This is a genomic window from Leucobacter weissii (genome assembly GCF_017565745.1).
Lineage (GTDB): Bacteria > Actinomycetota > Actinomycetes > Actinomycetales > Microbacteriaceae > Leucobacter > Leucobacter weissii.
This window is the reverse complement of record NZ_JAGDYM010000002.1, coordinates 57,013-72,582: the sequence shown is the minus strand read 5'-3', so window position 1 is coordinate 72,582 and position 15,570 is coordinate 57,013. Positions and strand designations below refer to the sequence as shown.

5 protein-coding genes and 1 CRISPR repeat array (1 of these 6 only partly in view) are annotated in these 15,570 nt (G+C 71.5%); all 5 genes read right to left on the bottom strand.

The window, feature by feature from the left end; genetic code table 11:
- Window positions 1–10,608: direct repeats of the CRISPR family, unit length 29 nt; unit sequence GTCCGCCCCGCACCCGCGGGGATGAGCCC; it reaches 1,903 nt to the left of the window's first position.
- A gap of 618 nt (window positions 10,609–11,226) precedes the next feature.
- Genes resB through J4H92_RS01025 form a run of 5 tightly spaced genes read right to left on the bottom strand, consistent with a single transcriptional unit; the run spans window position 11,227 to window position 15,512 of the window.
- A complete protein-coding gene (gene resB, locus J4H92_RS01045) occupies window positions 11,227–12,906 on the bottom strand; it encodes a cytochrome c biogenesis protein ResB (RefSeq protein ID WP_208095167.1) in 1,680 nt (559 codons plus the stop codon).
- The gene (locus J4H92_RS01040; RefSeq protein ID WP_208095166.1) at window positions 12,890–13,633 is read right to left on the bottom strand and encodes a cytochrome c biogenesis protein CcdA; all 744 of its coding nucleotides are present in this window, start codon (window positions 13,631–13,633) and stop codon (window positions 12,890–12,892) included. Before J4H92_RS01040 ends, resB begins: the two co-directional genes overlap by 17 nt.
- 2 nt (window positions 13,634–13,635) lie before the next feature.
- A complete protein-coding gene (locus J4H92_RS01035; RefSeq protein WP_341782955.1) occupies window positions 13,636–14,322 on the bottom strand; it encodes a TlpA family protein disulfide reductase in 687 nt (228 codons plus the stop codon).
- Entirely contained in the window at window positions 14,319–14,963 is a 645-nt protein-coding gene (locus J4H92_RS01030; protein WP_208095165.1) for a histidine phosphatase family protein, read from the bottom strand. The genes J4H92_RS01035 and J4H92_RS01030 overlap by 4 nt, the downstream gene beginning before the upstream one ends.
- Window positions 14,964–14,972: 9 nt before the next feature.
- Window positions 14,973–15,512 carry a GNAT family N-acetyltransferase gene (locus J4H92_RS01025; RefSeq protein WP_208095164.1) on the bottom strand — a complete coding sequence of 180 codons (540 nt, stop codon included), beginning with the start codon at window positions 15,510–15,512 and terminating at the stop codon, window positions 14,973–14,975.
- Between the last annotated feature and the right edge of the window lie 58 nt (window positions 15,513–15,570).

The window sequence follows — 15,570 nt, the reverse complement described above, 5'->3', positions numbered from 1 at the left end:
CCCGCGGGGATGAGCCCTGCGGCATCGGTCGTCTCCTTCGAGGGGGTGGGTCCGCCCCGCACCCGCGGGGATGAGCCCGTGGAACCCCTTCCCGAGATGACGCTCGCGAAGTCCGCCCCGCACCCGCGGGGATGAGCCCATGACCCAGGAAACCGGCACCAGCCTGGCCCTGTCCGCCCCGCACCCGCGGGGATGAGCCCTTCGGTCGACGGCGCAGGAACAGCAGCGCCGTGTCCGCCCCGCACCCGCGGGGATGAGCCCGACGAGCGACCGTTCCCTCCCAACCACTCGGAGTCCGCCCCGCACCCGCGGGGATGAGCCCCAGGCCCTTGCCGACGTGCGCAGCGGCAAGCGGTCCGCCCCGCACCCGCGGGGATGAGCCCTGGCCGGCCTGCCGGTAGGTCCAGCCGTAGCCGTCCGCCCCGCACCCGCGGGGATGAGCCCCGGGGCGGCCCGCACGGCTCAGCCCCGCCGCTGTCCGCCCCGCACCCGCGGGGATGAGCCCAGCCACGCCAGCCGCCCGAGCAGCTCGCCCTCGTCCGCCCCGCACCCGCGGGGATGAGCCCGCGCTGGAAACCGCCGGGCACCGCGTGTTCAAGTCCGCCCCGCACCCGCGGGGATGAGCCCCTCATGCTCCGATGATCGAGCTGCTACAGACCGTCCGCCCCGCACCCGCGGGGATGAGCCCCACGTACGGCTGAGCCGTCGCTGGTTCTGATCGTCCGCCCCGCACCCGCGGGGATGAGCCCTTGCCCGAGTCGCCGCGCTGTTTCGTGCGCACGTCCGCCCCGCACCCGCGGGGATGAGCCCGACAATGCCCGCACGCACCGCGATCTACCTCGGTCCGCCCCGCACCCGCGGGGATGAGCCCATCGAGTACGCCGAACTCGCCACCAACACTGTGTCCGCCCCGCACCCGCGGGGATGAGCCCCCTTGCAGGGCGCGCATGTCGAACAGGTGGCCGTCCGCCCCGCACCCGCGGGGATGAGCCCTGGCCGGCCTGCCGGTAGGTCCAGCCGTAGCCGGGCAGCGCGCGCATGAGCGCGCCACGGCCGATCCCGTCCGCCCCGCACCCGCGGGGATGAGCCCGCGGACAGGGTGCCCGCCGAGGCGTCGAAGATGTCCGCCCCGCACCCGCGGGGATGAGCCCGGCGTCGCCGAGTTCGCCGGCGGTGACCTCCAGTCCGCCCCGCACCCGCGGGGATGAGCCCGGGCTCGCGCTTTTTGTCGGCGACTTTCTTGAGTCCGCCCCGCACCCGCGGGGATGAGCCCGACATCATCGCTCGCGGCCTGCAGACCCAGGCGTCCGCCCCGCACCCGCGGGGATGAGCCCTCGACCTCCTCCGCCTCGGTCAGACGCGGACGGTCCGCCCCGCACCCGCGGGGATGAGCCCTCGAAACGGCAGAACCTCGCGATCAGCGGTGCGTCCGCCCCGCACCCGCGGGGATGAGCCCGTGCGCCCCGAGCTGTTCAGCGATCGCGGCTGGTCCGCCCCGCACCCGCGGGGATGAGCCCCCGGGCCGTGCGCGTCGGCATCCCACGAACCTGTCCGCCCCGCACCCGCGGGGATGAGCCCGTGCTCGCCATGTCGCCGCACCAGCGGATGCTGTCCGCCCCGCACCCGCGGGGATGAGCCCTTTGTCGCGGGTCAGTTGTCTAGCATTGCGCTGTCCGCCCCGCACCCGCGGGGATGAGCCCATCCCCGCGTCGAACGGATCGGACGCCGTGCTGTCCGCCCCGCACCCGCGGGGATGAGCCCGCGCGGCCAGGAGGGGTGAGGATGAGCGTCGAGTCCGCCCCGCACCCGCGGGGATGAGCCCCTGCGTCCGGCCTGCGCACGCTGCAACTCGAAGTCCGCCCCGCACCCGCGGGGATGAGCCCGCTGCGGCGTCGAGGTCGCCATAGGCGACGAGGTCCGCCCCGCACCCGCGGGGATGAGCCCGACATCGTCGGGTTCTTCACCTCGATCCCGGAGTCCGCCCCGCACCCGCGGGGATGAGCCCGAGCTGCTGGAGCGCGCCTACACCGGCGGCACGTCCGCCCCGCACCCGCGGGGATGAGCCCCGTTCTTTCTGCCAGACCTTGGCCATGTTGTAGTCCGCCCCGCACCCGCGGGGATGAGCCCATCACCGCCACAGCCCACCGCTGGGAGCACGGGTCCGCCCCGCACCCGCGGGGATGAGCCCCATGGCGAGAGACTTGCCGCCGCCGTTCTCACGTCCGCCCCGCACCCGCGGGGATGAGCCCGCCACTCCACCACGGCATCCTCAGTGAACAAAGTCCGCCCCGCACCCGCGGGGATGAGCCCTTCGAGCGACTGGCGTTCGATGCTCTCGACCGGTCCGCCCCGCACCCGCGGGGATGAGCCCCAGCCACCAACTCACGGCAGGCACGCAGGGCCGTCCGCCCCGCACCCGCGGGGATGAGCCCTCGCGAGCCTCCTCGAGCAGCCAATCACGTGAGTCCGCCCCGCACCCGCGGGGATGAGCCCACCGTTGAGAACACGTATTGCCTGCGGCACGGGTCCGCCCCGCACCCGCGGGGATGAGCCCGCTGCCTCGGCCTCGGCCAGACCCGTGAGGTGGTCCGCCCCGCACCCGCGGGGATGAGCCCACCCCCGTCACCAAGTAACGCATTGTAGGAACGTCCGCCCCGCACCCGCGGGGATGAGCCCTTCGGGCCGGTCTCCAGCGGCCAGAACTCGACGTCCGCCCCGCACCCGCGGGGATGAGCCCGGACGCCTTCGGGTGGCGGGCCGGTATCAAGGGTCCGCCCCGCACCCGCGGGGATGAGCCCGCGTGGATCTGGCGCCCGGGCTCCTGGGCTGAGTCCGCCCCGCACCCGCGGGGATGAGCCCGTGTCGGCGTGGGTGTACAGCACTCAGGCGACGTCCGCCCCGCACCCGCGGGGATGAGCCCGACGTCGACAAGGTGCAGGCCAAGGGCGACCTGTCCGCCCCGCACCCGCGGGGATGAGCCCGCGAGCGTCGCACCGGGCTCGGAGCAGGCCGAGTCCGCCCCGCACCCGCGGGGATGAGCCCCGAAGACGCGGCCGACGTAGCGGGTGACAGCGGTCCGCCCCGCACCCGCGGGGATGAGCCCTCCCACAGGTCGCCCTCGATGCGGGTGTCGATGTCCGCCCCGCACCCGCGGGGATGAGCCCTCATGTCCTACCCCTTTCAAAGAGAAAGACCCGTCCGCCCCGCACCCGCGGGGATGAGCCCCCGCGCCGGCGCATCCGACCAGGACCGGCAGGGTCCGCCCCGCACCCGCGGGGATGAGCCCGATCAACCATGGACGCCTCCTAGAAGCACGAAGTCCGCCCCGCACCCGCGGGGATGAGCCCCATCCCTTGACGGAGTTCGGAAGCATGAGGTGGTCCGCCCCGCACCCGCGGGGATGAGCCCAAACTCTCCCTGCATAATCTTCGCTTCAGCTTGTCCGCCCCGCACCCGCGGGGATGAGCCCGGGCTCCTCGCCGCGCTCCCGAGCTTCATCGAGTCCGCCCCGCACCCGCGGGGATGAGCCCGCGCCGCGGGCCCCTCCTCCGGATATGCCAAGGTCCGCCCCGCACCCGCGGGGATGAGCCCGTCGCGTTCGGATGGTTAATGACGCGGATCGCGTCCGCCCCGCACCCGCGGGGATGAGCCCGCGGGCCGCTTCATCGGCGTGCACGTCTACAAGTCCGCCCCGCACCCGCGGGGATGAGCCCTGCGAGACAGTTGGCGCCTGGCGTCGTAGCGAGTCCGCCCCGCACCCGCGGGGATGAGCCCGACTTCATGCGTCCTCCAGAGTGAGATCGATCGTCCGCCCCGCACCCGCGGGGATGAGCCCTCCCGCCGCGTCGCCTCGGTCGTGACCAGCTCGTCCGCCCCGCACCCGCGGGGATGAGCCCGTTACGCGAGTGTTATGGAATGGGGATACCCCGTCCGCCCCGCACCCGCGGGGATGAGCCCTGTCAGATCGCGCGCCCAGCTTGTGATGAACAGTCCGCCCCGCACCCGCGGGGATGAGCCCCCCACCCGCGCCGAGAAGACCGTCTACCGGGAGTCCGCCCCGCACCCGCGGGGATGAGCCCCTTATCGAGTACGCCGAAACCGAGCAGGGAGCGTCCGCCCCGCACCCGCGGGGATGAGCCCAAGGGGTTGCCGGACAACTGGCTCGGGCAGCTGTCCGCCCCGCACCCGCGGGGATGAGCCCTCCGTCCGAAGCTCGGGCGTATCGTCCAGTTCGTCCGCCCCGCACCCGCGGGGATGAGCCCCCATCGTGACCGCCGCCGACCTCCGGCTGTATGTCCGCCCCGCACCCGCGGGGATGAGCCCCATGTCTGTTGAAATCACATTCGAGGAGGCGAGTCCGCCCCGCACCCGCGGGGATGAGCCCGGGCCGGCCTTCGCCTCGCCGGCGGTGCCCGAGTCCGCCCCGCACCCGCGGGGATGAGCCCAGGGGAGCGTAGTCGAGGGTGCAGAGGGTCCGGTCCGCCCCGCACCCGCGGGGATGAGCCCCGGCCGCTGCCGCGGTCCATGCTGCGCTCCTCGTCCGCCCCGCACCCGCGGGGATGAGCCCAAGCCGCCGGCAGTGATCGCGAGCACGGTCGAGTCCGCCCCGCACCCGCGGGGATGAGCCCCATGCCGCAGGTGGGGCAGCGCCGGCCGAGGCGTCCGCCCCGCACCCGCGGGGATGAGCCCGGCTGGCACGCGCACCTTCACGTGCTGTTCCTGTCCGCCCCGCACCCGCGGGGATGAGCCCAACGAACTCAATAAGATGCATGACTCGGGTGCGTCCGCCCCGCACCCGCGGGGATGAGCCCAATTCGTTTATCTCCGTCGATACAAGGAAGAGGTCCGCCCCGCACCCGCGGGGATGAGCCCTACATTAGAGTCTCCAATGCGGCACAGCCTACGTCCGCCCCGCACCCGCGGGGATGAGCCCGCGTTCTCCCGTTTACACTCCCGTGGGAGTGTGTCCGCCCCGCACCCGCGGGGATGAGCCCAGGTTCGGTCCCATCGAAACCTTTACCATTCCGTCCGCCCCGCACCCGCGGGGATGAGCCCCGGCCCTCCTCGGAGAAGCCGACCATGCCGAGGTCCGCCCCGCACCCGCGGGGATGAGCCCTACCGATCCGGCAGATTGTCGTGTTTGGTCATGTCCGCCCCGCACCCGCGGGGATGAGCCCTCTCTATTGTGCGAACGCGAATATGGAATGAGGTCCGCCCCGCACCCGCGGGGATGAGCCCCACGTACGGCTGAGCCGTCGCTGGTTCTGATCGTCCGCCCCGCACCCGCGGGGATGAGCCACAGTCATATGACACGTTCGATGCGGTGGAGAACGTCCGCCCCGCACCCGCGGGGATGAGCCCCGTATCCGAAGAAGGTCACCGTGAAGTCCAAGGTCCGCCCCGCACCCGCGGGGATGAGCCCTCGCGCACGGTGCCCGTGTAGATGGGCATCAGGTCCGCCCCGCACCCGCGGGGATGAGCCCGCGGCGGTCGGGGTGAGCCCCTTGAAGGTCGCGTCCGCCCCGCACCCGCGGGGATGAGCCCCGTTTCCGGCCCGCCTTCCCGGAGGTGAGGGTGTCCGCCCCGCACCCGCGGGGATGAGCCCCCGGCCCGCCCGGCCGTGTATCCCGCGCTCGTGTCCGCCCCGCACCCGCGGGGATGAGCCCCCCCTCGACTGAAAGGACCACCACCATGTCCCGTCCGCCCCGCACCCGCGGGGATGAGCCCGCCGCGTGGCTGTCGTCCCCGATCACCTGGATCGTCCGCCCCGCACCCGCGGGGATGAGCCCTCGAACAAGCCGTCACTATGGGTGCGGGACATGTCCGCCCCGCACCCGCGGGGATGAGCCCAGGCAGAACAGCGTCGTGGACTTCGACGCGCGGTCCGCCCCGCACCCGCGGGGATGAGCCCACGATCCGCGTCCGGGTGCGCGCGGTCAACGAGTCCGCCCCGCACCCGCGGGGATGAGCCCGACGTCCCAGCCGGAGGGGTTCCCGGCGTCGTGTCCGCCCCGCACCCGCGGGGATGAGCCCGTCCCCGATGCGATCCAGTCGCTTCTCGTGCCGTCCGCCCCGCACCCGCGGGGATGAGCCCTGCGAACTACCTTTGATTTGAATGCAGGGAAGGTCCGCCCCGCACCCGCGGGGATGAGCCCAATCCAATCAGATACAACAATGCGAGGCATAGGTCCGCCCCGCACCCGCGGGGATGAGCCCGGCTACGGAGCAAATCTGTGCGTTGCAATCACGTCCGCCCCGCACCCGCGGGGATGAGCCCCCGCCCGCGGAGCCTTCCTCCAGGCCGAAGCTGTCCGCCCCGCACCCGCGGGGATGAGCCCAGGGTCCGACGTCGGCCGTCCGGGTGAACGAAGTCCGCCCCGCACCCGCGGGGATGAGCCCTCGTCATATTGAGACGTGTTTCCGCGTTGCTTGTCCGCCCCGCACCCGCGGGGATGAGCCCATGATTCCCGAGCGGTATCGGCATCTTCGAAAGTCCGCCCCGCACCCGCGGGGATGAGCCCACTACTCGCGACGCACGGAACTAAGATCCCGAGTCCGCCCCGCACCCGCGGGGATGAGCCCGGCAACCTCGTCCGCGAGAAGACCACCACCAAGTCCGCCCCGCACCCGCGGGGATGAGCCCTCGGCAAGCTACTCGAAGCCGAGCAGGAGCGCGTCCGCCCCGCACCCGCGGGGATGAGCCCTCCGTCACGGAGACCGGCTTCAGTATTCAGGTGTCCGCCCCGCACCCGCGGGGATGAGCCCAGGCTGATCCTGCCGTTCTGCACGGTCTGGTAGTCCGCCCCGCACCCGCGGGGATGAGCCCATCGACATCATCGAACTGCAGCGGCAGTCCGGGTCCGCCCCGCACCCGCGGGGATGAGCCCTCAGCAACTACCTCGTTGCCGCCGTCCGCGATGTCCGCCCCGCACCCGCGGGGATGAGCCCACCGCGCCGGGGCGAACGTCGTTAAACGTGAGGTCCGCCCCGCACCCGCGGGGATGAGCCCTGTAACCCGTGGCGGGCACTGCCACGATGGTGGTCCGCCCCGCACCCGCGGGGATGAGCCCGAACCTCTGCCTGAGTGTAATTCACTCCCGAAGTCCGCCCCGCACCCGCGGGGATGAGCCCCCGATGAGGAAGCGGCGGCGCTCGGCGAGCTGGTCCGCCCCGCACCCGCGGGGATGAGCCCAGCACCCTTGCCGCCCGGAAAGTTGCGTCGCTGTCCGCCCCGCACCCGCGGGGATGAGCCCCGGCACTTGGATAATCCGGTAGAGCCTGAGCGGTCCGCCCCGCACCCGCGGGGATGAGCCCTCGTTGGCGTTCGCGTCGTATGACACGCTGGAGTCCGCCCCGCACCCGCGGGGATGAGCCCGAGCTGAGCGTGTCTGCGCCCCACAGGCCGAAGTCCGCCCCGCACCCGCGGGGATGAGCCCCGGGTGATCGAGAAGCTCGCCGGTCGCCCCCTGTCCGCCCCGCACCCGCGGGGATGAGCCCTCGGCCCGAAGCTCGGGCGTATCGTCCAGCTCGTCCGCCCCGCACCCGCGGGGATGAGCCCGCGACCCGGCTGGGCCGGTCGGGCCACTTCTCGTCCGCCCCGCACCCGCGGGGATGAGCCCGCACGCCAGGTGCCGTCACAGTCGGCGCAGACGTCCGCCCCGCACCCGCGGGGATGAGCCCGCCGGTCGAGACTGTCGGGGTCGGTGACGAGGGTCCGCCCCGCACCCGCGGGGATGAGCCCTTGCTTGTCACGTTCGGATTGCTCGCGAACTTGTCCGCCCCGCACCCGCGGGGATGAGCCATCGTCGATTTGGCAGACAACACGCCCGTTTCGGTCCGCCCCGCACCCGCGGGGATGAGCCCTGCTGCGATTCGAGGAATTGCACGTCGGCCGGGTCCGCCCCGCACCCGCGGGGATGAGCCCGACCTCAGCACGGTCGACGAGCACTCGGGGGCGTCCGCCCCGCACCCGCGGGGATGAGCCCGCTGCGGGCATGACCTCGAGCAGGCCCAGAGGGTCCGCCCCGCACCCGCGGGGATGAGCCCCCTGAGAGGACACACCCATCATGACCACCGAGGTCCGCCCCGCACCCGCGGGGATGAGCCCCCTGAGAGGACACACCCATCATGACCACCGAGGTCCGCCCCGCACCCGCGGGGATGAGCCCCGCGTCCCGGATGCGGTCGGCCGGATCGTGAAGTCCGCCCCGCACCCGCGGGGATGAGCCCGTCTCCCGCCTCAGTCGTGAAAAGCACAGCCGGTCCGCCCCGCACCCGCGGGGATGAGCCCTCACGATTCACCGTGAACTGTCGGGCGATCGAGTCCGCCCCGCACCCGCGGGGATGAGCCCCCGGCGATGTTGTCCCAGGCATCGCCGAGGAAGTCCGCCCCGCACCCGCGGGGATGAGCCCCGCGGGTCGTCACCTCCACCGCGATCTCACCGGTCCGCCCCGCACCCGCGGGGATGAGCCCTCGGCGAGTGCCTCGGCCTTCCTGCGGCCCAGGTCCGCCCCGCACCCGCGGGGATGAGCCCGTCGGCCTGGATGGGAACGAGTGGGAGCGGCAGTCCGCCCCGCACCCGCGGGGATGAGCCCGCCGCGAATAAAATGTGCGCTTGCTGCGAGCGGTCCGCCCCGCACCCGCGGGGATGAGCCCCAGTCCGGGCATCCCGCCTGGAGGTCGAAACAGTCCGCCCCGCACCCGCGGGGATGAGCCCGGCGACGTGCTGCTCGATGAGATCACGGGCATGTCCGCCCAGCACCCGCGGGGATGAGCCCACGGGCCAGCCCGATTCGTGGACGGAGGCGTGGTCCGCCCCGCACCCGCGGGGATGAGCCCACGAGGCGGATGAATCGGCTCCGCGATGAGTTGTCCGCCCCGCACCCGCGGGGATGAGCCCGTGCTGTTGCGAGCCATGAAGCGCCTGATGCTGTCCGCCCCGCACCCGCGGGGATGAGCCCAAGTCGGACGACGATCCCACCATTGACGATCTGTCCGCCCCGCACCCGCGGGGATGAGCCCAAGTCGGACGACGATCCCACCATTGACGATCTGTCCGCCCCGCACCCGCGGGGATGAGCCCAGGGCTTGAAGGTAGTAGTTTCGTTCTACAAGGTCCGCCCCGCACCCGCGGGGATGAGCCCGGCATCGATGACGCCCGGAACACGATCGAGAAGTCCGCCCCGCACCCGCGGGGATGAGCCCGTCTTTGTAGGGTTCTCACGAAAGAACCTGCCGTCCGCCCCGCACCCGCGGGGATGAGCCATAAGCAATTGCAATGCTTGTTTTGACAAGCAAGTCCGCCCCGCACCCGCGGGGATGAGCCCTCGACCACTCACCCTGCGGCCGTCATCGAGCAGTCCGCCCCGCACCCGCGGGGATGAGCCCGCCGCGTGGCTGTCGTCCCCGATCACCTGGATGTCCGCCCCGCACCCGCGGAGATGAGCCCGCGGAGGAGATGACCTCGCAGATCGCCGCCGGGTCCGCCCCGCACCCGCGGGGATGAGCCCTGATCGAGGAGGAAACCCGTGGGTAAGAGCCTGTCCGCCCCGCACCCGCGGGGATGAGCCCGTCCAGCTTGCAGTAGCCCCGTTCGGGAAGCTGTCCGCCCCGCACCCGCGGGGATGAGCCCGATGAGCAAGTCGATTCCTTCAAGTTCATAAAGTCCGCCCCGCACCCGCGGGGATGAGCCCCGTCTCCGGGCGTCGGGTGGAGACTCTGAATGGTCCGCCCCGCACCCGCGGGGATGAGCCCTCCAAGCCTCCCGCACGGAACCCCTCGACTATGTCCGCCCCGCACCCGCGGGGATGAGCCCACCAGCAAACCCACCACCGAAAGCGAGTAACCGTCCGCCCCGCACCCGCGGGGATGAGCCCCGTCCGGGCCACGCTCACGGTCACTGCACCAGGTCCGCCCCGCACCCGCGGGGATGAGCCCCCCGCCGATCTGCTGAATCCGGGCGCGCAGTGGTCCGCCCCGCACCCGCGGGGATGAGCCCTCGAACGCAGCTTCAAAGACCTCGCGGACGGCGTCCGCCCCGCACCCGCGGGGATGAGCCCCGGGTCGTGCCGATCAGCGCGAAGGCGGCAGCGTCCGCCCCGCACCCGCGGGGATGAGCCCTCGATGCACGCGCAGGGTTTCGGGGAGGGTGCGTCCGCCCCGCACCCGCGGGGATGAGCCCGACTCAGGGGCCGTGATCGGCCGAGAGACCCGGTCCGCCCCGCACCCGCGGGGATGAGCCCGCGTGGCTCTGGCGACCGGGCTCCTGGGCTGAGTCCGCCCCGCACCCGCGGGGATGAGCCCGTCGGCGGAAGGCGGATCAGTCGCTGTACGCTGTCCGCCCCGCACCCGCGGGGATGAGCCCCCGAGGTTGTGCGGCGCTGAGGTTCCGCATCCGTCCGCCCCGCACCCGCGGGGATGAGCCCGTCACCGGTCGCAGAGCGAGCACTCGCGCCGGGTCCGCCCCGCACCCGGGGGGATGAGCCCGGCAGTTCCACGCCGGCGTTGTTCGCGGCCCAGTCCGCCCCGCACCCGCGGGGATGAGCCGCTCCGCGTTCTCGTCTGCCTCTGCCTGGAGCAGTCCGCCCCGCACCCGCGGGGACACACCACTCTGCATGAGGCTGAACCGTCACACCATCGAAGACGAAGCGGTCTACCCGCCACGTTCCGCCCGCCTACAACTGGCCGAAACAAACGGAACACTCCCTACCGGACCCAGCACTCACTCAGAGAAGGAATGTCTATGAGCGCAGGCATTATTCACCCACCGAGGTTCGTGTCACCGTTCTCAGCAGGGGCCGTTACTCAAGATACGAGCGCCAAGTGACTTCGAGTCGTTCAACCTGGGCACGCGGGTCAACTCGCGCGTCTCCGATCATGTCGAGATCCCCGTCACGCTTGGCCTACCGCAGCTCCGATTCAAGGCCGCGCAACTCATCACGGTCCTGTTCTTCTGCCACTCCCAAGTCAAGTACTTCTCGGGTCAAGCCTTTGGGCTAACGTCCTGCTGGCCAAATCTGAGTAGGCCGGCCAGACATCACGGGTGGCCAGCATTTCCTTGAGGTTATCGGCCGGGCCGGCACCCTGACAACGCCGAGGCATGGGCTTCTTGAACACCGCGGGTGCCACGCCGGTCGATACACCACCACAATAGTGATCGCACCGCCCGGATAGACATGGAGATCTCTAGCGCTTCATCAAAGCTGAGAGCATGCTCCCCTCGACACCTACAGCCGCTCCCTATGCTGCTCGCGGAGCTGCGCCACGGCCCGCTCCAGCGCCGGGTCATCGCCGCGGGCCAGCGCCGCGTACTGCAGCACCACGCCGCCGTCGTCGGTCTCCGCCTTGACCCACATGCGACGGCGCGGCACGAACAGCGACAGCAGCAGACCGCCGATCGACAGCAGCGCGAAGACCAGCACCCACTCCTGAGCCGGATTGCGCATCACGTCGAAGGACGCGTAGCGCGGTGCGGCCTCGAAGGTGAGATCGCCCATGCCGTCGGGCAGCTCCACGGTATCGCCGATCCCGAGTTCGAGGGACTCGACGTCGACGGCGCGGCCGGTGAGCTGCTCCATGTTCGCCGTGTCCAGCGCATATACCGATTGAGGCATGCCGCCGTCGATCCCCAGGTCCCCGACGAAGACGTCCAGAGTGAGCACCGGGTTCTCGAGGTCAGGATGGCTCGACGTGTAGGCGCGGGTGTCGAGTTCGGCCTTGGCCGGATAGAAGAACCCCCTCAGACCCAGCTGCGTCTCCGCTCCCCCGTGCTCGAGCCCGTAGGGCACCTTGAGCACTCCCAGCGAGGTGAGGTTCTGGTCCTGCGGGATGAACGGCACCGACTCGCTGAACACGATCTCGCCGTCCGCGTTCCGGATCGTGATGGTGGGCGCGTAGCCGTTGGCGATCAGGTAGATGGGCGAATCGTGCACGCGCAACGGGTGGTTCACCCGGATCAGACCGGGATGCTCGCCCTCCGCGTCGATCAGCGTGACGTTGGCGCGATAGTCGCGGACCTGCCCCCTCGCGTCGACGTTCCCGTCATCCGACGAGATGTAGTCGATCTCGAGGCTGTCGAGGCGCAGACCGAAGGGTTCCAGACGATCCTCGTCGAACCTGGTTCCCGAAGTCCGGGAGTCGTAGTCGATCAGCTGATTGACCATGGTCTCGCCCTCGACCAGCACCTTCTGGCCGTTGAAGCTGAAGAGCCCTCCGACGGCCACGCTCACCAGAACGCCGACGAGCGCCAGGTGGAACAGGAGGTTGCCGGTCTCGCGCAGGTAGCCGCGCTCGGCAGAGACGGAGACCGCGCTGCCCCCGCCCCGGACCCGGACGCGCTGGATCTCGGTGCGGTATCGCTGCCCCCGCAGCAGCCTCTGCGCCTCGCGGATCGCCTGCTCGGCGAACTCCTCGCGCTCCTCCGGCGACGCCGCGGGATTGGATATCCGCTGCTCCGCGTACCCCGCCATCCGCTTCAGCCGGGCCGGCGTCCGCGGCGGACGGCCGCGCAGCGCCCGCCAGTGGTGCGCGATACGAGGCAGCACGCAACCGACGAGCGAGATAAACAGCAGCAGATAGATCGCCGAGAACCAGACGGACGAATAGACGTCGAACGCCTGGATCGGGAACGAATCGAGGATCGCATAGAGTTCGGGATGGTTGTCCTCGTACTGCAGGACACCGTTCGGGTCGGCGCCGCGCTGCGGCACCAGCGAACCCGGGATCGTCGCGACGGCGAGCAGCAGCAGCAGGATGAGCGCCACCCGCATGCTGGTCAGCTGGCGCCAGAACCAGCGCAGCCAGCCCCGGATGCCGAGCTCCGGTCCGGCGGGTGCCGCCTCGCGGCCGGAGCCGCTGCCGTCGTCGTAGTCGTGGGGCCGATCGCGGACCTCAGAGGATCGTGACATAACCGCCGATCACCGCCTGCAATTCGAACATCATCCTGCTCCAGAGACCCGTCACCATCAGCACGCCGATCAGGATCATCAGCGCACCGCCGATCACGTTCACCGCACGTATATGCCGCTTGAAGAATGTCATGGTCTGGGTCATCCAGGCGAAGCCGAAGGCCGCCAGCACGAACGGGATCCCGAGCCCGAGGCAGTACACCACGGCGAGGATCACGGCGCGCGCCACCGAACCCTGCTGCAGGCCCAGCCCCATGATCACCGTCAGGGTCGGGCCGAGGCACGGCGTCCATCCGATCGCGAACACGACCCCCAGCACCGGAGCGCCGACCAGCCCGAGCCGCGGCCTGATCCGCAGCTTCCTGGTGCTCTGCATCATGCCGAAGAACCCCATGAACACGAGGCCCATCGCGATCACGAACACTCCGATGACCCGGGTGAGGACGCCCTCCCACTCGAGCAGCCAGACGCCGACGGTGCCCGCGGCCGCGAGAAAGGCGACCAGCACCGCAGTGAACCCCAGCACGAAGAGCAGCGCCCCGACCACCAGCCGGGTCCGCGCGGGCGTCTCGCCGGGACCGGATCCCGCGCTCGCGCCGACATAGGCGAGGTAGCCGGGGACGAGCGGGAGCACGCAGGGCGAGAGGAAGGAGACGAGCCCCGCAGCGAGCGCGATCAGCGCCGCGACGAGCAACTGCCCGTCGGCGACCACCTCGCCCACATCCACCGCTACTGCTCGGTGCTCTCGGAAGCGGCGCCCTCGGGCTCGGCACCCTCCGTCTCGGCCAGGGTCTCCTTGATGAGCGTGCGCAACTGAGACTCGCCTGCGAGCTGACCCAGCACCCGGTGCGCCACGCGCCCCTCGACATCGAGCACGAGCGTGGTCGGCACCGCGTTGAGCGGCACCTGTCCGGCGAAGGCACGCTGCACCGCGCGTCCGCCCTGATTGTCCATGATCGAGGGGTACTCGACGCCGAACTGCTCGGCGAACTGCACGGCCTGCGCCTCCTGGTCGCGCGTGTTCACGCCGAGGAACTGCACGCCATCCGATCCGAACTCGGCGTGCGCCGCGACCAGATCCGGCGCCTCGGCCCGGCAGGGCGCGCACCCGGCATACCAGAAGTTGACCACGGTGACCGAACCGGCAGTGTCGCCCGAGCCGATCGTCTCGCCGTACTCAGTGATCCCCTCGAAACGCACCGGATCGGTGCGCTCGGCGCGCGGAATGCTGATCGAGGAGCGATCGCCCGAGACGAACCCCTGATCGCTCGTCTCCTCCCACTGCTCCGCCAGACCGCCCTCGGATCCCGAGCACCCCACCAGCACCAGCGCAGCGGCCAGCGCCGGCGCGACCAGCGCGCGATGCGCCCTCAGCGCACGACTCCTCCCGGGCACGACCCGGGCCGCCCCGTTCACACCGCCCCCACGTCGATCGAGCCCTCGGCGAGCCCCGCGCCCGGCGTGCGGTAGTCGACCTCGTACCAACGGCCGCCCCGGCGCTCGAAGGTGGTGATGCTCGAAAGCTCGCAGCGGCGCTTCGCCGGGTTGTGGAACAGCGGCTCGCCGCCGATATCCCGATGAGCAGCCCAGATGACCGCCTGATGACTGACCATGACGATGTCGCCCTCCCGCGACGCCTCCCAGGCGTCGTCCATCGCCGCGCGCACCCGATTCGCGATACGGCGGTACGGCTCCCCCCAGCTCGGCAGGAAGGGATTCCAGAACCGGTGCCAGTAACGAGGATTACGGAAGGCGCTGCGCCCACCATCGCGCACCAGCCCCTCGAAGGCGTTGGTCGGCTCGATGAGCCGCTCGTCGATGCGCGTCTCGAGGCCGAGCAGCTGGGCGATCGGAGCGGCCGACTCCTGAGCGCGCTGCAGCGGCGAGGCGACGAGCTGCGCGACCGTCCGGTCGGACGCCCGCAGCTCGAGAGCGGCCGCCTCCGCCATCCGCCGTCCGCGCTCGCTCAGGCCGAACCCCGGCAGCCGACCGTAGAGGACGCCATCGGGGTTGTGCACCTCGCCGTGGCGCACCAAATGCAGCAGTCTGTCGCTCACACCACCATTCTACGATCGACCCGTCTGGGAGTTCCCGTGCGTTCGGTCCCCGTCCGCGAGCGGATACGCATAGGTCAAGAGGTCGAGGACCCGCCGGCCGCCGATCCACAGCCCGTCCCGCTCGGGAGCGCGCACGAAGCCGAGGCGGTCGTAGAGCCGGTGCGCACCGCCCATATCCGGATGCGTCTTCAGGATCACCGCGCGGAACCCCTGAGCCCTCGCCCGGTCGACGACGAAGCGCATCAGGGACGCCGCGATGCCCCGGCGCCGGGCATCGGGCGAGACCCCGAGCAGCCTCAGATCGAGCTCGTCGTCCCCGAAGTCCTCGTGCAGCGCCGGCCCGCCGGGCCGCCGCGTCGTCACGCTGCCGAGCAGGGCATCGCCCTCGACCGCCACCCAGAGATCGTAGTCCCGGGCGCGCACCTCGGCGCTGCGCACGGGATCGCCGTCAGAATCCCCTGGCCCGTAGTCGTGCGCGTAGGCGTCGGCGATCAGCCGGTCGATCTCCGCGTACTCGTCTGAGCGCGCCTTCCGGATGACCAGGCTCATGCGGCTTCCTCCGTGCCCCGCACGTCGGCCGAGCGCGTCACCGCGCTCGGCGGCAACC

Excerpts from the sequence above, each read along its gene's own strand:
- J4H92_RS01025 (WP_208095164.1), bottom strand. The coding sequence starts at position 15,512 with ATGAGCCTGGTCATCCGGAAGGCGCGCTCAGACGAGTACGCGGAGATC.
- resB (WP_208095167.1), bottom strand. The coding sequence starts at position 12,906 with ATGTCACGATCCTCTGAGGTCCGCGATCGGCCCCACGACTACGACGAC.